Below are 21,240 nucleotides of genomic sequence, written 5' to 3'. Positions count from 1 at the left end.
CATAGCTCTTCCCTCGCCGCCATTTCACGAACCGCCGTCCGTAAAGGAGCCCCCTATGAACATCCGCGAAGCGAAACAGCAGATTAAGAACGCCATGGTGGCCTATTTCACCAAGGACGAGTTCGGCAACTACCGGCTGCCGGCCGCCCGGCAGCGCCCAGTGTTTCTGCTTGGTGCCCCGGGCATCGGCAAGACGGCCATTATGGAGCAGATCGCCCAGGAGCTGGAAGTGGGCTTCGTGTCCTATTCCATGACCCACCACACGCGCCAAAGCGCCTTAGGGCTGCCCTTTATCGCCACGAAGACCTATGGCGGCGTGGAATACCAGGTGTCCGAGTACACCATGAGCGAGATCATCGCCTCGGTTTACGAGGCCATGGAATCCACGGGCCGTCCCGAGGGCATCCTGTTTCTGGACGAGATCAACTGCGTGTCGGAGACCCTCACCCCGGCCATGCTGCAATTCTTGCAGTACAAGGTGTTCGGCCGCCATGCCGTGCCCGACGGATGGATCGTGGTGACCGCGGGCAACCCGCCCGAGTACAACCGCACGGCCCACGATTTCGACATCGCCACCTGGGACCGCCTGAAGCGCATCGAGGTGGAGCCCGACTACGATGTGTGGCGCGAATTCGCCGTGTCGGCGGAAGTGCACCCGGCCGTCATCACCTACCTCGATATCGAGCGCAACCACTTCTACGCCGTGGAGGCCACGCCCGACGGCGCATCCTTCGTCACAGCCCGCGGCTGGGACGACCTGTCGGCCATGATCAAGCTCTACGAGGCCCAGGGCTTGGCCGTCGACGAGCTGCTCGTGGAACAGTACGTGCAGAACGGCGACATCGCGAAGCGGTTCGCGATGTACTACGACCTGTTCACGAAGTATCGCAGCGATTATCAGATCGACCGCATTCTCGAGGGCACGGCCGATACGGGCCTGGCCGAGCGGGCACGGCGGGCGCCCTTCGACGAGCGCGTGGCCGTCATGGGGCTCATCGTGGATGCCACGGTGGGCCGTTTGCGCCAAGCCGTTATGGAAGAGAAGGCCGCGGCGTTCACCCACGGCGTGCTGGCCGACCTGAAGGCGCGCCTGGCTACCGCAGGCGTGGCAGAGGATGGCAACGGGGCCGATCTCATGCGCGCCACCGCCACCGCCCTCGCCCACGACCGCGATACGGAGCGGGCCGCGAGCCTGCTTACCGAGGAGCGCTATCGCTCCTTCGAGCGGGCCATCGGCCTGCTGGACGAGGTACTGCGCACCGGGGCCGAACGACCGGAGGGGCCCACGTTCAACCTGCTGCGGGAGCGCTTCAATGCGCGGCTGGACGCGCTGGACGGCAGCATCGATGACGCCGCAGCCGCCCTGGACAACGTGTTCAGGTTCGTGGAAGAGGCCTTCGGCGAGGGCCAGGAGATGCTCATGCTGGTAACCGACCTATCGGTCAACCGCGCCGGCATGGCCTTCATCAACGACCACGGCTGCGAGCGCTACTTCGCCCACAACCAGAACCTCCAGTTCTACGAGCGCGGCAGCGACCTGGCCGCCCGCATCGACCGCATCACCCTGGAAGAGGAGTAGGGGCGCACCCCGATAGAAGTGGGACACCTTACCGGGTAAGGTGTCCCACTGTGCAGGATTCGAGGGCCGGGACACTTTGGGGCACTTTACCCGGTAAGGTGTCCCGGCCCCATCATTGAAGGGTCTACAGGTACACCACCGGCAGGGCCGCCAAAATAACCAGCAGGCGCAGCATGAAGCCGCCCACGAGTACACCGCCCTCGCCGATGACACTCACCACCATGGACGTGGTGGACGTCTCCACCTTCCGCGTGATGAACACGGGGTATCCCTCGATGGCGAAGGGCGCCACCAGGCCGAGCAGCACCAGGCCGCCCCAAAACATGGGCGCGTACTGACCCGACACCAGCGAGGCCACCGATGCGGCGCCCTCGGCGCTGCCCGAGCTCACGATGACGAGCATGGTCACGAGCACCACCATCTCGATGGCCGACAGGATCACATGGCTCTTCTTGATGAGCCACATGTGTTCGAAACGCTCCCGGTCGGTCACCAGACCCACCAAACTCGTGGCGGCAAGACCGGCCGAGAGGGCCGACACCACGAACAGCACCGGCAGAATGGCGTTGTTCCACAGCGGATAGGCCTTCACGACGCCCAGCAGGAAACCCGTGTAGGCGGCCACGCAAAAGGCGGACACGATGCCCACCCAGGTCAGCCCCTTGGGCACGGGACGGCGCAGCACCTCAAGCAGAGCGGCAACCACCGATACCGGCATGAACACGCAGATGAAGTACACGCCGAGGGTCATTACGGAACCCGGGTTCATCACCAGGTAGAAGAAGCGCAGCGGGTTATGCAGCCCCGCCTCCGCATCCAGCATGAGCATGAGCAGCCCGATGCCGAGGAAGATCGGCGCGATAATGCGGCCTGCGACGCGCATCTTCACGCTATCGGGGTACTTCGCCTCCACAAAGGCCGAAGTGAGGAAGGCCCCGGCGGATGCACCCGCCAAGAACAGGTACCATGCGATCATAGATCCCCAAACCATTGGTCATCACCTCACGTAGTAGATTTTCGCGGCGGTCAAGTCGCTCGCCAGGGGCTGAGCGTTCGTGCGGGCGATCTCCCGGCAGATCTCGCTTTCGGGATCGTCCAGGTCACCGAAGATGCGGGCACCGGAGACGCAGGTGTTCACGCAGCGCGGCGGGTTGCCCGGCTGGCCCTCGTACCAACAGAAGCGGCACTTCTCGATCACGCCGGTCTTTTCGATCTGCACGCGCACGCCGTAGGGGCAGGCGGCCATGCAGTACTTGCAGCCGATGCACTTGCCCTCGTCCACCAGCACCACGCCGGAATCGGTGGTGTAGGTAGCGTGGGTGGGGCACACGGCCTCGCAGGGGGCGTCCTCGCAGTGCATGCACTGCACCGGCACCACTTCCGCATACACGTTGGGATACGCGCCTTGCTCCACCTCGTCGAACTTGATGAACGCCTCCTCGTGATCGAGGCCGTTCACCATCTGGCAGGCGATGCGGCAGGCATAGCAGCCGACGCACTTCTTCGTATTGATGAGCATGCCATAGCGGGTCATCAGTCTTCCACCTTCCTAACCGTAACCGCCACTTCCTGGCTCATGGTGGAGCCCACGGCGGGCTCGAGATGCAGCGGGATGAAGTCCATCATGTTCAGGCCGAAGCCCTGGGCGCGGGTGAGATAGGGCGACGTGCTGCCGTAGTGCGTGGGCAAGAACAGCACGCCGGGTTTCAAGCGCTCGGTCACCTTGACGGCCACACGACCCGAAGCCTCGCTCGAGGACAGCTCCACCGTGTCGCCATCGGCAATGCCCAGCTCAGCGGCATCGGAGGCGGCCATCCATAAACGCTCGAGCTGGTACTCGCGGGAAATGGCGTTCAGGGCCTCCAGGTTCAGCGTCATGGTGTGGGAGTGGATGCCCTGCTTGCCACCGATAAGGGAGAACTCCCCCGCCGCCGGCTCCACCAGCCGCGGCACATAGCCGATAACCGGGTTCAAGCCCGCTTCGGCCACCTTCGCCGAGGTGAACTGGAACTTCTCCGTGGGAGTCTTGAACGTGGGCGTGCCGAACTCGAAGCCCGGATCGGCCAACTCCACGATGCCGGCCTCGCGCACCGCATCAAGGGAGGTGCCCACCGTGGCCAGCTGGGCATCGGCCAGCTCCTCCACGGTGAAGGGGAAGTACTGCCCCACGCCGCAGGCCTCGGCCAGGCCGACGAAGATCTCGTCACAGGACTTGGTCTCGGGGTGCACGCGATCGATCACCGGCGTGCGCAGCGCCACATAGTGCTTCTTGCCGCCAATGAACTCGGGCAGCTCCATACGCTCGAGCACGGTGCACTCGGGCAGCACGTAATCGGAGGCGAGGGCCGTCTCGCTCATCTGCACGTCGATAGTCACCACCAGCTTGGCCTTGGCCAGAGCCTCGCGCCACTTCGCCGGCTGGGCATAGCCCTGTACCGCGTTGGAGTTGTAGAAGAACACGCCCTGCACGGTGCCGTCGTTGCAGCCGTTCAGCACGGCCAGGTTGGTGCCGGTGCCGGACAGCGCAAGGGGGAACTCGGCGTCGCCCACGCGCTTGGCCGCGGGCTTGGGCACCTCGGGGAACCTCGCCGGATCAACATCGCCGGCCTTGGGCGAGGAGGTGATGAGCGCGCCGCCCTTCTGACCCCAGCAGCCCAGAAGCGCATTCACGGCGCATACCGCGCGGGCCGTCTCGAAGGAGTTCTGGTAGGCGCACCCGAAGGCCGCGCGCCAGGAGGGCTCGATGGCGCAGGCGGGCGCTGCGGCAGCCAGGGCCTCGGCCAGCTCCACAATGGTGTCGGCCGGCACGTCGCAAATGCCCTCGGCCCACGCCGGCGTGTACTCGGCCACCTGGGCCGCGAACTCCGGGAAGCCCACGGTGAACTGCTCGATGAACTCGTGGTCATACAAATCGTTCGTCACCAGCACGTTGGCAATGCCCAGCAGAAGGGCGATGTCGGTGCCAGGCTTGATGGGCACCCAATCGGTGGCGAAGATGCCGGTGTTGTTCAAGCGCGGATCCACGATGACCACGCGAGCGCCCTTGTCGGCAGCCCCGGCCAGGCTCTTCACCGACGAGGGGCGGATGCCATCGCCGTAGCTGCGACCGATGAAGACCACCATCTTGGTGTTCGGGAAATCCACGGAATAGTTCGATGCGCCCGTGGCCTCCTGGATGCCACTTTCCTTAGACAGGTTGCAGGCAGCGGCGTGGGTGTACACATTGGCCGAACCGAGCGCATTCATGAAGCGCTTGCTGTAGTACTTGCCCGAGGGACGGGGATCCTGAACGATGGCCAGGGCCTCAGGTCCCGCCTCAGCCAGGATCTCCTGCACCTTGGCCCCGATCTCGGCAAAGGCATCGTCCCAGCTGATGGGGGCGAAGCTGCCGTCTTCGGCCCGCTTCATGGGCTGGGTCAGGCGACCATCGGAATAGGCCCACTGGGCCGTACCGTGACCGCGACCGCACAGCGTTCCCTTGGAATAGGGATGCTCTTCCATGCCCTCCACGGTCCACAGGCGCCCATCGAGGGTAGTGGCGACCAGACCGCACTTGCTTGAGCAGCCGTTGCACAGCGACGCCCCCTGGGTCTTCGCCCCGGCAGCCTCAGCCCGCTCGGCCTGCCACGCGGCCACCGAGCAGGTGCCCACGGCAGCCAGCGCGGCGGTGGCGGCGGTGCCCTTCAGAAAGGTCCGCCTGGTGGGATTGCAGCGCATTAAAGCCTCCTTCTCTTGCATGTCTGCGTTCTCCTTGTCTCTGAAGCCCTTCGGCGTTTTACCGAAGGCTCTGGGAAAGATTGTGAATCGCCCGGGTCAGGGCCCCCGTCAGTTCGCGGCCGTGGGCCAGGGCAGCCGTCAGCTCATCGTGATGCCGCGCCACGGGCAACGGACGTGCCTTGAGGGCCGCAAGTCGGGTTGCCAGGGCTTCCTCGTAAGCGCTGAGCCAATCGAGGTGGTCGGCCAGCAGAGCGCGCACCGCTTCGCCATTGCCCGCTTCTGCGTACAGGCACGCTACTTCGGTCAGCAGGACCACATGGTCGGGCATGGCCTCGTAGGCGGGAGGAACCTCCAACTCCAGCCCATCGTAGAGCGCGCGCATATGCTGGGCGCTGTCTCCAAGCAGCAGGTTCCGCGCGGCACCGAACTGCGCCGGGCCGCCCCCGTCACCTCCCGACATAGAGGCCCACGGCTTATAGAGAGATTCCACGGGAAGGGTTGCGGCCAGGGCCCCCAAGGTGAGCACCTCGTCCTCAAGACGGCGGCGCACTGCCGCCGAGGGGGGTGCGGGAGCGGCAAGGCCATCGACCGCCGCCGCTTGAGCTCCTTCATAGGCTGCGGGATAATCGGCACCCCAGAGCGCGAACAACGCTCCTAAGGCCCTCACGTAATTTGCCCGCTTCTGCATGATCGCACCTCCTCTCGATGGCGACCCATGCTAGAATCGTCGGCCTCGCTCTATATCATCAGTTTCTGATGATTTGCCTGAAAGCAAGTCGGTCATAATAGATGACACGCCAGCAAATGCCCAGATAGAGCATGGTATGAGGAGGGGAGGGCCAATGGCAACGATGATTGAGTTCTCCCGCACGGGCGATGTGTCATCCCCGCGTTCTCTGCGGCTGCGCTATCTCGGCCTTGCCTTCTTCTGGGCGTGCAGCATGCTCACTTTCCGCAGCGCCATTTTGCTGACCGGCAACGCCGACACACCGGAATTCAACACCTTGGTGGTGGTCGTCTCGTTCCTCGCGAACATGACCACTTTGTTCAGTATCTCGGCCCTCGTGGAACGCACACCGGAGAACCTGGCGAAGTTCTCCCCGTGGCTATTCTGCGGCGCCATCATCGCCGGTATCGCCCTCATCCATTTAGCAGGCGCCAGTTTCGAAGGCGGCGGTCTCGTGGCCGCCCTCGTGGCCGGCTCAGCCCTTGCCGGGGTGGGCTACGGCTACTTCTGGGGAAGCTGGGCCGATGTGCTCGGGCGCATGCACCCTTCGCGCACCGTGCTCTACGCGCCCGCGGCGTTCTTCCTCACCACCGTCCTCTTCCTGGGCATCAGCCTGGCAGTATCGCTGGCCGCCGTACCACCGGTGCTGCTCATGGCGCCTCTGCCCGTTATCTCGCTGCTCTGCCTTACGCGCTGCCGTGCCGATGATGCCTGCGAGCCCGAGCCCCAGGCGGAGGGGAGGCGCTATCTGAGCGCCCTCACCTCCCTCGTGCCGCTCATCATCGCTGCCCTCATCTTTTCCTGCCTGTTCGGGTTCATGTGGGAAACGGCTGTGCTCAGCGTGGATTCAGCCACCGATGCCCACGGCTTTCCCCTGGTGCTGAACTTGGTCGCGGCCCTCGGGCTGCTCGTCTTCGTCATCGCTTCGCGACGCCACATCAACCTGTCCTGGACCTACCAGCTGCTCATTCCCGTCTCTATCGCGCTCTTCGCCGTCGTTCCCTTCTTCTGGACCGTGCATCCGGTGATCCTGAATGCCATCATGAGCGCCATCTACGGCGTCTTCGATGTCATCATCTGGTACATGGTGGCGGCTACAGCCTACGACTTCGCTGTATCTGGCTTCGTGGTGGGCGGCCTCGTGCGCGCCTTCTCCATTCTGGCGCGGCTCATCGGCATTGGCATCGGCTATTTGGTCATGCTCGTACCCGAGGTAGCCAGCGGTGCCATCGTGGGCGTCTGCATTGCGGCGGTGTATCTCCTGGTCATGCTCTTGTGGTTTCTCTGGCACAGCGCCAAGCACCCGTCCTTCGAGGTTCCCGAGGATGACGACGACGCGGAGCCTGCCCCCTCCCTGACCGGCCCCGCCATCGTCTACGGTTGCGTGAACCTCGGCAGCAAACCGTCCGCAAACGAGAACGGCACCGATGGCACTTTCTCAGCCGAAGGCGCCGAAATCGCCTCGGCAAATGCCGAAGCTGCCATGGCAAATGCCACAACCGACGCTGCAGGCGCCGAAAAGGAGCCCCCAGCCGACGATGCCCCCGACGAGGCCGTCTTCGCCCTCATCGCCGAGGATTACGGCCTGACGCGCCGGGAAGCCGAAGTGCTCCCCTACCTGGCCCGCGGCCGCTCCGCCAAGGTTATCGCCGAGGCGCTGTTCGTATCGGAATCCACCATCCGCACCCACACCCGCCGCATCTTCGAGAAAACCTGCATCCATTCCAAGCAGGAGCTCATCGACCTCGTGGACAAGTACTGAATTGCCAGCGCCGCGGCCGTGTCGCGCGCGGCCGCCCCCAGGCAGACCGGGACGCTCTTGCCCGGTAAGAGCGTCCCGGCTCCTTGCTCTATCAGGCGTCCCTCTTTCGGAACAGTGATCCATGCTCACCGGGAAAGGGCGGCCCCCTCATCCCTGCGGACTACTCTCGTTGGTGTATCTGCGTGTCGGGAGCATGACGAGGGGTTGCCGCAGCCGATCTTCCATGTTTCGCCGTGATAGTCTGCGCTCCAGCAAAAGACAGACCCCTTCAAAAAGGAGCCATCATGACGAACTTCAACACGAATCCTTCTCCTCGCGGCAACCACGCTCGCCCCGCCGAGCTCATCGCGGACAGCGTCCCCGCCTTCGATATCGACCGCTCGGTGGCCGCGTCGGTGGCCGAGACCGTGCCCGGCGCCCAGTCGAAGCGCAGCCGCACCTTCCTCACGGGCTTCGCCGGCGCGGCCATGGCCTGCATGCTGGCCCTCGGCATCAACGGCGCCGTCATCAACCCCGCCACCGCCGAGGCCGCGAACGAGCCCGCCCCCATGAGCCAGGCGGCCCTCACGCCCCAGAATGGCGAGACCCTCGCCGAGGCCGTGGCGGCCAAGTGCCTGCCGTCGGTGGTGTTCGTGGAAACCTACGCCGATGCGGGCGGCCAGCTCCAGGCCATGGGCACCGGTTCCGGCGTCGTGATGACCCAGGACGGCTACCTCATCACCAACAACCACGTGGTAGACGGCGGCCAGGCCTTCAAGGTGACTATCGAGGGCAACACCTACGACGCCGAGCTGGTGGGCGCCGACCCGTCCTCCGACGTGGCCGTGCTGAAGGCCAAGGACGCCAATGGCCTCACCCCCATGGAGATCGGCAATTCCGACGACCTTACCGTGGGCCAGTGGGTTATGACCCTGGGCGCTCCCTTCGGCCTGGAGCAGTCGGTGGCCACGGGCATCGTGTCGGCCACGAGCCGTTCCCAGATCATGGACGCCAGCACCTCGGCCCAGGCCGGCGGATCGGGCGAGGTCACCATCTACCCGAACATGATCCAGACCGATGCGGCCATCAACCCGGGCAACTCCGGCGGCGCCATGGTGGACGCCGACGGCAAGCTCATCGGCATCAACACGCTGATCACCTCCTATTCCGGCAACTACTCCGGCGTGGGCTTCGCCATTCCCGCGAACTATGCGGTGAACCTGGCCCAGCAGATCATCGCCGGCGAGACCCCGACCCACGCCCAGCTCGGCGTGAGCCTGTCCACGGTGAACGACCAGATGGCCGGCAGCTACAATCTGCCTGCCGAGAGCGGCGCCTACGTGGCCAGCGTGGCCCAGGGCTCCGGCGCCGAGGCTGCGGGCCTGGCCGAGGGCGACATCATCACGGCCCTCAACGGCGAGAAGGTGGAAGGCGCGAGCGACCTTATGCTGGCCGTGCGCGGCGAGAAGCCGGGCGACACCGTGACGCTGACCGTGAACCGCAACGGCCAGGAGCAGGAAATCCAGGTGACCCTCGGCGATGACGCCGCCAGCCAGAAGGCCGCAGCCGAGGCCAAGAAGCAGCTGGAGCAGTCGATGCCCGAGCAGGGCGACGGCTACGGCTACGGCCAGGACGGCGGCAACGGCTACGGATACGGCGACCCCTACGGCCAGGACGGCCGCGGCCTGAACCTGGACGACCTCTTCGGCCAGCGCTAAGCCGCACAGCCAACGCGCACCAACCAAGCCCGAAACGCAGAAGTGCCCTCCGCGGAGGGCACTTCCTTTTGCGCTTGCTGAAATGCGAGGAAAATGCCGTTTCTCGTAGCCTTTTCGCCGAAAGCGCCGCGAGTCGAAGAAGCGATCTGGGAAAACGCCCGCACCTCTCTCGCCGAAACTACGAGAACCGTCATTTTCCTCGCAATCCGGGCCCGTACGTCCTGGCGCCGAGGCGAATTGCCGTTCCCATCGCCCCTAAGCTGCGGGACGCACCGTGAAGGCACCGCTGATCATGGTGAAAGAGAGGCTGCACGGCTTTCCGTTGCCATTTCCCTGGTTCGCAAACTCGTTGTTGAAGTTGCCGCTCGTCTTGTCGACCTCGGCCGCCAGCTGCGTGTCGGCGGGCAGCTCCAACGTCAGCGAGCCCGAGGCCATGCTGCCCGTCACCTCCGCAGGCGCTGCGTCGGGCAGCGAGAGGCTCACGTCGCCCGATGCCTGGTCGAGGCCGATGTTCTCGGTGATGGCACCCTGGACGCGCACCCGACCGCTCGCCACGCTGAGCTCCGCGCGCTTGGCCGCAAGCCCCGTCATATCCACCTCGCCCGAGGCCACGCCCAGCTCCAGCTCACCACAGTTGAGATTCTCCACGGTATAGCGGCCCGAAGCCGCCTCCAAGCCGAACAGCTCCAGCTTCTCGCCAAGGGACGCGGGCACCGTGACCGTCAGGTCCTTCTGGCCGAACCAGCTCTGCGAGCATCCGGACAGGCCTCCATGGCCCTCCATGTAGGAAACGGACAGGGTACCGTCTTCGACCTCGCACACCATCACGGGGCACGAGCCACCGCGCACCGTCTCCTCCACGATCACCTTGCCGCCCGTCTCGCTATCGGGTGCCACCCGCACCTGCCCCGAGCCGGCCAGCCAATTCACCTCGATGGCGCTCACCTCGGAGGCATCCGCCTCGAAGCGGGTTCCCTCGGTAGTGGTTTCGTAGTTGCCAAGCTGGGCCAGGCCGGACAGCGCGCCATCTACGGCGTTGATGCCAGCACAACCCAGCACACCGCCGGGCCACAGCGGCGAGCTCGCGAACCACCCACCCCGCCCGCAGCCGCCGAGCCATCCGCACACACCCAGGCACAGAAGCCCGATGAGCGCGATCTTCACCCACGTGCTCGTCGCCAGCTTCATCGGGCACCTCCCTCAGACGAGGCGTCTTCACGGGCCGCATCCTGCGCCGCGCGCCCACGCTCGACGACCCATTCGCGATAGGCGGGGTCGGATTCCAGCGTGCTCACAATCCAGTAGTAGAACGGAATAGTAAGGAAGATGATCCAGCCCGGATGCCACCATCCGAAGCAGAAACCGGCCAGCAAGAAGAGCACAGCGCACAGCAGCGGGTAGGGAAAGCTGCGCAGCGGGTCTTTCGGTTGGGGCGGCGCGGGCGGCGCAATGGGTACCGCAGCCGCCGGGGGAATTGGGGCTGAGCCCCCGAAGGGTGCTGCCCCCACTGGCGGCACGGGAGCCTGCGGAGCGCCGTAGCCGGGCATCACCCCGCCCGGCATGCCGCCCGGCACTGACGGTCCGCCGGGGGAAGCGACCTGCGGATACGGCGGCGCAGCAGGCGCACCGGCAACCCCGGGCATACCGCCGGCCATCGAGCCAGCGCCCATGGCTGCACCAACTCCGCGGGCGCCCGCGCTCACTCCGACCCCCGGCGCCGGGGCGCTCACCTCCACGACCACCTTCTGGGCGCCATCGCTCTCGGCAGCCGCCGAGGCCGCCACGGCTGCCGTCTCGGCGCGCTCGGCCGCCGCGCGGGCCGCTTCGGCCGCTTCCGCCGCCTGGCTCTCGGCCGATTCGGCGCGCTCCTGCGACTCGTAGCGCACGTCTTCCTCAACTTCGGGGCTCACGCGCAACAGCTCGTCGAGCGTCACGCCGTACAAGTCGGCCAAGGCAATGAGGTTCCCCATATCGGGCGCCGACTCGGCCCGTTCCCATTTGGAAACGGCCTGGCGCGACAGCCCCAACTGCTCGGCCAAGCCTTCTTGGGAGAAACCGCGCTCGCGGCGCAGCTCGGCAAGGCGTTGGGCGATCTCCACGTTCATCATGGTTCCCTTTCGTGTCCTGCGTGTTGTCACGTCTCGCCTTTCACCCTATGGTTTCCCCGGAAGTTGCACCAGCACCCTTTGTGGTCAATTTCAAAATCCTGCGGAACATTGCCGCGACAACCAGCGGTTGCCCCATATGCCACCTGGGAAAATGCCAATCACTTTCTCAATGATACCAGCATACCAAAGAAAAGCCCCCGTGTTCCGAGGAACCGGGGGTGCCCAAGCGCTGAGGGAAGGCGGCGGCGTCCGACTGCGGGACAGCAACCCGCTCGAGGCAGCGGAGACTCGCTCGGAGCAACAGCGGCCCGTTTGGGAAGGGCGACGGTCGGCTTCGGCGCAACGTCGCCCCTTCGAGCCGTCGGCACGGCACGCGTCTAAGACACCTCCTCGACAACGGCCTCGCAATTCCGGCGGCGGTGCCAGCGCTCGGAGGTTTTCACGATGATCATCTCCGCAAGTGGGATGGTGAGGAAGATGACCCACGCGGGATGCCACTGGCCCACCACGAAGGCCATCCAGAAGAACCACGCCGTGGCGCCGACGGGATACAGGCCGCAGAGCATGGGCGCCACGCGGCGCGACACGATGGCCGCGCCCACGATGTAGTACACGGGAATGAGGAACAGCAAGAACAGCCCCTGCCACCACGCGCCGCTCACCAGGCCGAGCAGCAGGTAGGCTGCCAGCACGATGCCCCAGAAGGGAAACTTCATCCACCGCTTGGCGAAGTCGGAATCGATGTCGTCGAAGGAGGCGTGCTCGAAGATGTGGTCGGCGGCCCCGGGCTCGGTGGTGTTCACACGCACGCCGTCCCAGCCCACGTGCACCTCCTGGCCGTAGCGGTCGCGCACGTGCACGCCGTCGGCCCAGCTCACCAGCACGTGATCCTTGCCGTCGTTCACGCGAATGCCGTCGGGTCCCACATGCACGTGGCCCCGCCCCTCCTCTTCGACGTTGATCCCATCGAGGCCGAACGACACGTTGTCGCGGACATCGGCCGCAGGTTCGCCTGCGCCGCCAGCGGCATCGGCGGTCGTGGGCACCGCACCCACCGTGCTCCCGCCAGCCACCGCGCCCGCCGCGCCCCGGTGCCCCGCGGCCCGGTCGGCCGCCTCGAAGGCCACATCGTCGGCAATGGCGTCGTCTACGTACAGCAGCTCGTCCAACGACACCCCGTACAGCTTCGCCAGGGCAATGAGGTTGTCGGTGTCGGGCGACGACTCCGACCGCTCCCACTTGGAAACGGCCTGGCGCGACACGCCCAGCTTCTCCGCCAGGGCCTCCTGGGACAGCCCTGCCTGCTTGCGGCGCGCGGCCAGGCGCTCGGCAATCTCAACGTTCATGGTGTGGTCCCTTTCTTCTGCGTTTGCCTTCCTCGACTGCCTTCGAGCCTACCGAAACGCCGCCGCCCGCGCGACCAATTCCCGTTGTCATTTCCCGCAATTATTGGTTGCGGAATGCTTGACCTGGGAAAACACCGTCCTCTCTTGCGCGAATACTGCCGAAGGGGCCCACCGCCGAACACCACGATGCCAGCCGGCCGCCATCTACTTCTTGTCGCGCAGGGCCTTCAGCTTCGCCAAGGTGCCGGCGGGAATGCGATCGGCCACGGTGCGCTTGGGGGCCACCTTCGGGGTGTCGTCGAGCCGCGCGTCCTCGTAATACTCGCCCATCTCATGGGAGAACCCCTCGGCGCTCATGCGATCCACGCCGCCGCCGAACACCGTGTCCTGGATGGCGGCGTCGCTCGTGACCACCATGGTCTCCACGCCGCGCTTGCCGGCATCGTAGGCCAGCTTCTCGATCACCTTGTCGGCCGACTGCCCCGCCGGCGAGAAGACCACATCCACGCCGCCCACCTTGGTGCGGCTGCCCTGGGAAAGTTCGTTGTCGCCCGCGTCGAACACGATGACAGCGCCCATGTCGCGCCCCGCGAAGTTCACCACATCGTTGATGAGCCGCTCGCGCGCCGTGTTGAAGAAGTCGTCGGTGTAGTCCTCATCGGCCCGCGGCTGCCACCGGTACCGGCTGCCCGACCGCAGCACGTTGTACCCATCGACGATCAGCAGTTTCTTCCGTTGCTTCGCCACATTCCCACCCGCAAGCTAGGCCCAATTTTGCCTAAGCCACTCGTACATGCAGGCGGTGGAGGCTTGGGCCACGTTCAGGCTGGAGATCTCGCCCACCTGGGGCAGCTTCACACCGAAGTCGCAGCTTTCCAGCACCAGGCGCGACACGCCCTCGCCCTCGTTGCCCATCACGAGCACGATCTTGCCCTTCAGGTTCGTATTCCAAATATAGTCGCTCGCGTGCTCGGTGGCAGCGGCCACCCAGAAGCCCTCTTCCTTCAGGCGGTCCAGAGTACTCGTAATGTTTGCCACCTGGCTCACGGGAATGTGCGAGATGGCCCCGGCCGAGCTCTTGTAGGTGGCCGCCGTCACCCGGGCCGCCCGCTTGTTCGGAATGATGATGCCCGCAGCGCCCACCGACTCGGCCGAGCGCGCGATGGCCCCCAGGTTTCCGGCGTCGGTAATGTGGTCGAGTACCACGATGAGCGCCCGTCCGTCGTGCTCCTCGGCCGACTTCGCCGCCGCCTCCAGAATGGTGGTCACGTTCACGTAGCCGAAGGGTTCGGCCTCGGCCATGACACCCTGGTGGCTGCCGCGCTCGGAAATTTCGTCGAGCTTCTTCTTCGACACCTTCTTAATGGGTATGTTGCGATTCTTCGCCTTGCGCTGGATGTCGCGCACGATGCTGTCGCCCTGACTCAGGTTATCAGCCATGAGGATGTACTTCAGGGGCACGTGAGTGCGCAGTGCCTCGATAACCGGGCGCTTGCCTTCAATGAAATCAGCCATGGATTCGCTTTCGTTGGTTGGGGCCGCCGCCCTCCGCCGCGCCGTGCGCCGGCACCCGGACGGCCGCTCGGGGGCCTTTTGTTCGTTCGCAGCAGTGTACCACGCGCCCAGCTCCGCACCCGCGCCCGGCCCGCCAACCGCGCCAAAGCGTCACGGGAGCGCACCCCTACATCACGCCGGAGCCGAAGAGCACCAGATCGATAAGCTCCTGTTTGCTGTGGATGTTGAGCTTCTCGTAGATGTGGCGCACGTGGGTGCGGGTGGTGTTGTAGGACACCATCAGCTCTTCCGAAATGTACTTGGCGCTGCGGCCCAGGGCCACCAGGGCGAGAATGATGGAGAGAACCACCGTGAATAAAAAGACCGTCAGCTCCCAGGGCGTGCGGTCGATGCCCACATAATACAGGGCGCGAATGACCATGTGCGACGTGAAGAAGTACAGCGCCCCCACGCCCACATCGAAGAGGGCCGGGCGTCCGAACGGCGAGGCCGACCCCGCCGTGGAAGAGGGCGCCGACGTGGTGCTCATCGCCTCCAGCGCGGGCGGTGTCCCGCGGCGGCTCGAACGCGGCCTTCAACACGCGCCTGACCCATGAGCTGGGCATGGACTACAGCCGCGAGGAGATCGAGCCCATCTTCCAGGAGATCTTCGCCGCCAACAGCTTCCGCCTGGACCAGGACAAGTGGTGGCTCGTCTACGATGAGTCCGGCAACGCCATGAACTGGCTCATGGACAAGGTGGAGCCCTACGGCATCACCGCCGTTATCGAGAACAACCAGCAAGACGGCGGCAAGAACTGGTGGGACGGCGGTCCGCCGAAGACCCTGAACGTGTCCCATTCCTTCGTGGCCGAGGGCGCCCAGGCCGCCGGCGCCTCCCAGCAGGTGGTCGTGGAGGCCCTGTCCGAGGAAATCCAGAAGGGCGGCGGCCGCGTGTTCTACAACACCACCGCCGTACAGCTCGACCGCGAGGACGACAACACCGGCCGCGTCACGGGCTGTGTGGCCGAGGGCGAGAACGGGCTGGTGCGCTACGTGGCCTCGAAGGGCGTGGTGCTGGCCACGGGCGACTTCTCCCAGGACAGGGACATGGTGGCGAAGTACTGCCCCATCGCCCTGCCCTTCGGCAACGGCGGCGTGTACGACGGCAGCGGCCTGAAGCTGGCCCTGTGGATCGGCGCTGCCTGGCAGAAGTACACCCCCAACGCCCCCATGCTCGCCACCATGGGCGATGAGGTGCTCCCCTGCCGCTGGTGGGCGGAAGGCGCGCTGACCACCTTCCCCGGCCTGCTCGTGAACAACAAGGGCGTGCGCTACTCCAACGAGAACTGCACCTACGGCTACATGCCCTACCCCCAGCGCGTGCAGCCCGACGGGTGTGCCTTCCTCATCTGGGACGCCAACTGGGTAGACGCCTCGGCCCCGTGGCAGGGCGACCGCATCGGCGGGGAGCCCCGCGACACCCAGGAGGTGAAGGACGCCATCGAGATGCTCTTCAATCCCAACACCGACTGGACCACCACTGACGAGTACGCCGGCTTCGATGCCACCATGGCCGAAACCGCCGTGAAGGCCGATACCCTGGAAGAGCTGGCTGACGGCCTGGGTCTGCCCCGCGAGGCCTTCCTCGCCCAGGTGGAGCGCTACAACGGCTACTGCGAGACCGGGCTCGACGACGAGTTCCATAAGGACAAGCGCTTCCTGCTGCCCGTCACCCAGCCGCCCTTCTACGGCATCCGCAACGAGCCCTACACGCTGTGCATCACCGGCGGTCTGAACACCGACATCCAGATGCACGTGTGCGACGCGAACAACGACCCCATCCCCGGCCTGTACGGCGTGGGCACCGTGGTCGGCGACATGTACGGCGACGTGTACGACTACCACGTGCCGGGCATCAACCTGGGCGGCCCCTGCACCACCTTCGGCTACCTGCTGGGCAAGAACCTGCACAACGGCACCTGGTAGGCCGCCCCGAACACGCCTCCCCTCCCAAAAAGGGAACCCGCATCGCGTGGGTTCCCTTTTTTCGTTCCAAATCCTTTTCCGCCTCAAACTGACGGTTGTGCCGTGCGAAGCGGAAATTCGAGCCCGCTTCTACGCCCATTATCGGCTTTACGGCTCATTTCCCGCCCCGTTTTAACGGTTGTGCCGTTCACATCGTCAATTCGGGGCTCAGTACAATACCGAGAAGAAGCGACTCCAACAGCTACTCTGCCTTCGCGCCTGCATCGCGAGCGGCGATCTCGGCGGCCTTGGCCGCGAACGCGGTGCGCTCCTCCGGCGTCATGGCAGCCATCTGGGCCTCCAGCACGTCGTGCTTCAAAGCGGCGGCGAAGTCGGCGGAATCCTTCCTGGCCTCCCCGGCCGCCTTCTGAACGGCATCGGCGGCCATCTCGGTCTGAGAGCGGGCCATGGACACCGCGGCCTCGGCCTGCTCCTTCGCCAGCTCGGAGGCAGTCTTGGCCTGATCGCCCAGGTGGCTGGCGACCACTTTCGCCTGATGGGCCGCCTCGTCGGCCGCGGCCTGAGCCTGCTGGCCCACGCGCTCGGCCGTGGCCTGAGCCCGCTTCAGCACCTCGGAGTTGATCTCCTTGCCCTGCTCCACGGTGATCTCGCCCTTGGCGATGAGCTGCTCTACCAGCTCCTGGGTCTTTTCAGCCCCTAGGGCCATGGCGCCCACACCGGCCAGGAACACATCCTTCAGTCCGTCGGCAATCGTTGTCATGATCGGGCCTCCCTTATCTCGGTGGCGGTTTCGCGCCTTCCACTATACGACCCTCCGCAGGCCCCGCACCCCAAAGGCCGACAGCGTTACCGCCCCGTCAGAAGATGATTGCCTCGGTCATATTCATCGGCCGCTCGCCTCAGCCGCGTCGCAGATGGCGACACGGAGCCGCAGATGCGCCCAAGGACGGCACGGTGCCCCTTGGCCGAGCCCGCAGGCAGCGGCACGCGACTCTGCGCCGGCAACGGGCCTCGACCGCCTCACCACACTGCAGCAGTCGCCCGGCAACCACCTAGCCCATAAATATCTTCATCACCACATACATCACCACGAAGCCTGAAATCGCACTCACCGACAGCTTCAGGCCGTTGGAAAGCGCCGGGTGACGGCGGCTGAATGCCTGCTCGTCAGCCTCTATGTCCTCGCCCTTGGAAAAAGCGACAATCTCCCGGTAAGTCACCAGGTCGTTCTGCTTCTTCATGATCTCCACCTTGTTGATAACGATAAGGCCCATGACCCAGAAGGCCACGAACAGCACGATGCCCAGCACCTCGCCCTCGGTGCAGTTGGCCGCCAGCGACGAGGGGCCCGTCGGCAGCAGGAATCCCACAATCAGGCAGATGAATCCTACGGCCACCAAGCCCCAGGCGGCCAGCGCCCAATTCTGCATCGTCTTCCAGGTTTCCTTGATGGTCTTCTCCATAGTTGCCACGTCTCCTTTCACGAGTTCGTCGATGGACGTCTCGAACAGCTCGCTTAGCAACAGAAGGCTCTGCACATCGGGATAGGTTCGGTCAGTCTCCCAGTTCGATATGGTCTGGCGCGACACGAAAATGCGCTCCGCCAATTCTTCCTGAGACAGACCGAGGCGGGCCCGATGCTCCTTCAACGATTCCTTCAGCTCCACTGTTCCGTCCTTTCGCAATCAGAGTGACATGACGGGTGCCACCCTACCACCAAAACTCTTTGACATGGCCCCCCATCCAATGAAAAACCCCTGCCAAAAGTCTTTGACAGGGGTTCTGAACTGGTGCTTTACATCATTCGACGCGCAGAGATTTCGCATCCATTCGGTGCGGCTCGCGTCCTTTCGGCGCGAAACAAGAAAGGCCCCGGAAAGCATAGGCTGCCTTCCGGGGCCTCCCTCTGATTGAAAAGCCTCGCTCCTAGCCGAAAATGGCGTCGAAGCTGCCGTAGCCAGCACCCGTATGGGTGTTGTTGCGCATGGCGCGGCGGGCGAAGCCCATGAGCTCAGCCAACACGTCCAGCGACACGTCCTTCTTCTCGCCGGTGCGGCGCAGCTTCACTTCCACCTTGTTTTCCTTCAGGCCGCGCTTGCCCACGACAATCTGCACGGGCCAGCCGATGAGATCGGCGTCGTTGAACTTCACACCGGCGCGCTCGTCGCGGTCGTCGACGACCACCTCGAAGCCGATCTCGGCCAAATCTCGCGCGATCTTCTCGGCCATGGGCTGTACCTCGTCGTCGCCCACGGTCAGCGGCACCACGCACACCTGGGCCGGAGCCACCGACGGCGGCCACATGATGCCGTGATCATCGTAGTGCTGCTCCACGATGGCGGCCATGGTGCGGGAAATGCCCACGCCGTAGCAGCCCATGAAGAAGGGGACCTCGTTGCCCTCCTCGTCCATGAACGTGGCGCCCATGGCGCGGGAGTACTTATCGCCCAGCTGGAAGATCTGGGCCACCTCGATGCCGCGGGCCCCATCGAGGGGCAGCCCGCACTCGGAGCAGCCATCACCGGGCTTGACCGTAGACAGGTCGGCCCACTCGTCCACCGAGAAGTCCTCACCGAGGCGGGCGCCCACATAGTGGAAGCCGTCCTCGTTGGCGCCGACCACCCACTGGGGCACCGCCTGCAGGCTCGCGCACGCGATAACACGCGCGCTCTCGGGCAGCCCCACCGGGCCCATGGAACCCTTGCACAGACCGAAGTCCTTCATCTCCTCATCGGTCAGCAGCGCAAATCCGGGCACCACGCCTTCGATCTTCAGCTCGTTCAGCTCGTGGTCGCCGGGGATGAACAGGCACACGAGATTGCCCTCGGCGTCCTTGCCCGAAAGGGCCTTCACCGTGGAGGACTCGGGGATGTCCAGGAACGCGGCCAGCTCGGCGATGGTGTGCACGCCGGGCGTGGCAATCTTCGCCATGGCATCCACCTCGTATAGCGTGGGGCGGGCCAGGCAGGCACCAGCCTCGGCATCGGCCGCATAGCCGCAGGAGCAGTACACCAGCTCGGCCTCGCCCGATTCCGCCAGGGCCATGAACTCGGCGGTCACGCTGCCGCCGATCTGGCCGCCGTCGGCTTCCACCTCGCGCCACTCCAAACCACAGCGGTCGCAGATCTTCTTGTAGGCCTCGCCCATGGCGTCGTAGGTTTCCTGCACCGATTCCTGAGAGGCGTTGAAGCTGTAGGCGTCCTTCATGATGAACTCGCGGGAACGCAGAAGGCCGAAGCGGGGGCGAATCTCGTCGCGGTACTTCGTCTGAATCTGGTACAGGTTCACCGGCAGCTCCTTGTAGGAGCGCAGCTCGTTGCGCACCAAGTCCACGATGAGCTCCTCATGGGTGGGCCCGAGGCAGAACTCGTTGTCGTGGCGGTCGGTCAGACGCATGAGCTCCGGGCCGTAATCGTCCCAGCGGCCGCTCTCGTGCCACAGCTTCGCCGGCTGCAGGGCCGGCATGAGAATCTCCTGGGCACCGGCGGCGTCCATTTCCTCGCGCACGATATCCTCGATCTTGCGGAGCACGCGCCAGCCCAGCGGCAAGAACGTGTACACGCCCGAGGCGGTCTTGCGCAGCATGCCGGCCCGCAGCAGCAGGCGAGCGCTGGCGATGTCGGCGTCCGACGGGTCTTCCTTCAGGGTGGGGGCGTACAGATTGCTCATGCGCAGGATTTGAATCATAGGTTCTCCAACTCTTCCATCAGGGCGGAAACGATTTCCGCCTCTTGCACTTTGCGAACGATTTTACCATGGGAGAAAACAACCCCGGAGCCTGCGCCGCAGGCCACCCCAATATCGGCATCGGCGGCTTCGCCGGGGCCATTCACCACACAACCCATGACGGCCACCTTCACCGGCTTGCTCACGGTAGCGAGACGCTCTTCCACCTCGCGCGCCAGGCCGATGAGGTTCACCTGGCAACGGCCGCAGGTAGGGCAGCTGATGAGTTCGGGGACGCGGCGGCGCAGATCCAACGAGCCCAGCAGCGTCCAGCAGGCCCGCACCTCCACCACCGGGTCGTCGGTGAGCGAGATGCGCATGGTGTCGCCAATGCCCTCTTCCAGAAGAACTCCCAGGCCGCAGGCGCTTTTGATGATGCCCTGGAAGGCCGTGCCCGCCTCGGTGACGCCGATGTGCAGCGGCACCTGCGGCAACGCAGAGGCCAGCAGGCGGTACGTGTCGATGGTGGTCTGCACGTCGTGGGCCTTGGCCGACACCACGATATCGCGGAAGTCGCACTCGTCCTCGAAGAAGCGCACGTACTCGACAGCCGAAGCCGCCAGCTTCTCGGGCAGCGTGAGGTCATCGCGGGCCGCAAGGGCATCATCGAGCGAGCCAGCGTTCACCCCGATGCGAATGGGGATGCCCGCCGCACGGGCCGCGGCGATCACCTCGCGCGTGGCCTCCAGGCCCCCGATGTTGCCCGGGTTGATGCGCAGCTTCGCCGCCCCGCGCCGAGCCGCCTCGATGGCGATGCGCGCGTCGAAGTGGATATCGGCCACCACGGGCAGAGGTGACGCGGCGCACACGGCCTCGAAAGCGTCCAGGCAGTTGCGGCGCGGGATGGCCATGCGCACGATCTCGCAGCCGGCCTCCGCCAGCGCCTCTATCTGCGCGAGGTTGGCCTCCACGTCGTCGGCCGGGGCATTCAACATGCTCTGCACCGCCACCGGCGCCCCGCCGCCCACGGGAACCGTGCCCACCATCACGCGGCGCGTGCGGGCGTGGGGCTTGCAAGGCTTATTGCCAGCCGCAGCCGTCGAAACAGCCCCGGCAGCACAGGGCTTTAACGCATCACTCATAGGCGTTCCTTAC

At 65.2% G+C, this 21,240-nt stretch carries 18 protein-coding genes; 4 read left to right on the top strand and 14 right to left on the bottom strand.

Annotated features, from left to right (window positions below):
• The first annotated feature begins 55 nt into the window (after positions 1–55).
• The gene (locus tag F8D48_RS00625) at positions 56–1,579 is read left to right on the top strand and encodes an ATP-binding protein (protein ID WP_151429534.1); all 1,524 of its coding nucleotides are present in this window, start codon (positions 56–58) and stop codon (positions 1,577–1,579) included.
• 124 nt (positions 1,580–1,703) lie between these two features.
• On the opposite strand, the gene nrfD is transcribed toward F8D48_RS00625, so the two are convergent.
• From nrfD to F8D48_RS00605, 4 genes are read right to left on the bottom strand one after another with little or no spacing between them, the layout of a single operon-like run.
• Positions 1,704–2,570, bottom strand: coding sequence for an NrfD/PsrC family molybdoenzyme membrane anchor subunit (gene nrfD / locus F8D48_RS00620; RefSeq protein WP_151429533.1), 867 nt, complete (start codon positions 2,568–2,570; stop codon positions 1,704–1,706).
• Between the two features lie 6 nt (positions 2,571–2,576).
• Entirely contained in the window at positions 2,577–3,113 is a 537-nt protein-coding gene (locus F8D48_RS00615) for a 4Fe-4S dicluster domain-containing protein (RefSeq protein WP_135971220.1), read from the bottom strand.
• Positions 3,113–5,296, bottom strand: a complete 2,184-nt coding sequence (locus F8D48_RS00610) for a molybdopterin-containing oxidoreductase family protein (protein WP_151429577.1) — start codon at positions 5,294–5,296, stop codon at positions 3,113–3,115. Before F8D48_RS00610 ends, F8D48_RS00615 begins: the two co-directional genes overlap by 1 nt.
• Positions 5,297–5,354: 58 nt before the next feature.
• Positions 5,355–5,984 (bottom strand): molecular chaperone TorD family protein, encoded by a 630-nt coding sequence (locus tag F8D48_RS00605; RefSeq protein ID WP_151429532.1) that lies wholly within the window; start codon positions 5,982–5,984, stop codon positions 5,355–5,357.
• A gap of 154 nt (positions 5,985–6,138) precedes the next feature.
• On the opposite strand from F8D48_RS00605, the gene F8D48_RS00600 reads away from it, so the two are divergent.
• Positions 6,139–7,785, top strand: a complete 1,647-nt coding sequence (locus tag F8D48_RS00600) for a LuxR C-terminal-related transcriptional regulator (protein ID WP_151429531.1) — start codon at positions 6,139–6,141, stop codon at positions 7,783–7,785.
• A 284-nt stretch (positions 7,786–8,069) separates the two neighbouring features.
• Positions 8,070–9,482, top strand: a complete 1,413-nt coding sequence (locus tag F8D48_RS00595) for a S1C family serine protease (RefSeq protein ID WP_151429530.1) — start codon at positions 8,070–8,072, stop codon at positions 9,480–9,482.
• Between the two features lie 255 nt (positions 9,483–9,737).
• On the opposite strand, the gene F8D48_RS00590 is transcribed toward F8D48_RS00595, so the two are convergent.
• The 6 genes from F8D48_RS00590 to F8D48_RS11845 all read right to left on the bottom strand — a co-directional run bounded on the left by F8D48_RS00590 (position 9,738) and on the right by F8D48_RS11845 (position 14,980).
• Entirely contained in the window at positions 9,738–10,670 is a 933-nt protein-coding gene (locus F8D48_RS00590; RefSeq protein WP_151429529.1) for a DUF4097 family beta strand repeat-containing protein, read from the bottom strand.
• Positions 10,667–11,590, bottom strand: coding sequence for a helix-turn-helix domain-containing protein (locus F8D48_RS00585; RefSeq protein ID WP_240806152.1), 924 nt, complete (start codon positions 11,588–11,590; stop codon positions 10,667–10,669). Before F8D48_RS00585 ends, F8D48_RS00590 begins: the two co-directional genes overlap by 4 nt.
• 377 nt (positions 11,591–11,967) lie before the next feature.
• Entirely contained in the window at positions 11,968–12,936 is a 969-nt protein-coding gene (locus F8D48_RS00580) for a helix-turn-helix domain-containing protein (protein WP_151429528.1), read from the bottom strand.
• Positions 12,937–13,140: 204 nt separating this feature from the next.
• Positions 13,141–13,683, bottom strand: a complete 543-nt coding sequence (locus F8D48_RS00575; protein ID WP_151429527.1) for an NYN domain-containing protein — start codon at positions 13,681–13,683, stop codon at positions 13,141–13,143.
• A gap of 15 nt (positions 13,684–13,698) precedes the next feature.
• Positions 13,699–14,451, bottom strand: a complete 753-nt coding sequence (rlmB, locus tag F8D48_RS00570) for a 23S rRNA (guanosine(2251)-2'-O)-methyltransferase RlmB (RefSeq protein ID WP_151429526.1) — start codon at positions 14,449–14,451, stop codon at positions 13,699–13,701.
• 166 nt (positions 14,452–14,617) lie between these two features.
• Positions 14,618–14,980, bottom strand: a complete 363-nt coding sequence (locus tag F8D48_RS11845; protein ID WP_240806151.1) for a response regulator transcription factor — start codon at positions 14,978–14,980, stop codon at positions 14,618–14,620.
• A gap of 17 nt (positions 14,981–14,997) precedes the next feature.
• Here F8D48_RS11845 and F8D48_RS00560 point away from each other — a divergent pair, with 17 nt between their 5' ends.
• A complete protein-coding gene (locus F8D48_RS00560) occupies positions 14,998–16,419 on the top strand; it encodes an FAD-binding protein (RefSeq protein WP_240806150.1) in 1,422 nt (473 codons plus the stop codon).
• Positions 16,420–16,660: 241 nt separating this feature from the next.
• On the opposite strand, the gene F8D48_RS11840 is transcribed toward F8D48_RS00560, so the two are convergent.
• The 4 genes from F8D48_RS11840 to ispG all read right to left on the bottom strand — a co-directional run bounded on the left by F8D48_RS11840 (position 16,661) and on the right by ispG (position 21,227).
• The gene (locus tag F8D48_RS11840; RefSeq protein ID WP_240806149.1) at positions 16,661–17,179 is read right to left on the bottom strand and encodes a hypothetical protein; all 519 of its coding nucleotides are present in this window, start codon (positions 17,177–17,179) and stop codon (positions 16,661–16,663) included.
• 292 nt (positions 17,180–17,471) lie between these two features.
• Positions 17,472–18,086 (bottom strand): helix-turn-helix transcriptional regulator, encoded by a 615-nt coding sequence (locus F8D48_RS00550; RefSeq protein WP_170272669.1) that lies wholly within the window; start codon positions 18,084–18,086, stop codon positions 17,472–17,474.
• 259 nt (positions 18,087–18,345) lie between these two features.
• Entirely contained in the window at positions 18,346–20,106 is a 1,761-nt protein-coding gene (locus tag F8D48_RS00545; protein ID WP_151429524.1) for a proline--tRNA ligase, read from the bottom strand.
• Entirely contained in the window at positions 20,103–21,227 is a 1,125-nt protein-coding gene (gene ispG, locus F8D48_RS00540; protein ID WP_151429523.1) for a flavodoxin-dependent (E)-4-hydroxy-3-methylbut-2-enyl-diphosphate synthase, read from the bottom strand. Before ispG ends, F8D48_RS00545 begins: the two co-directional genes overlap by 4 nt.
• Positions 21,228–21,240 lie beyond the last annotated feature (13 nt).

This window comes from Adlercreutzia muris, from assembly GCF_008831045.1.
GTDB lineage: Bacteria > Actinomycetota > Coriobacteriia > Coriobacteriales > Eggerthellaceae > Adlercreutzia > Adlercreutzia muris.
This window is presented reverse-complemented; position numbering and strand designations above follow the sequence as displayed.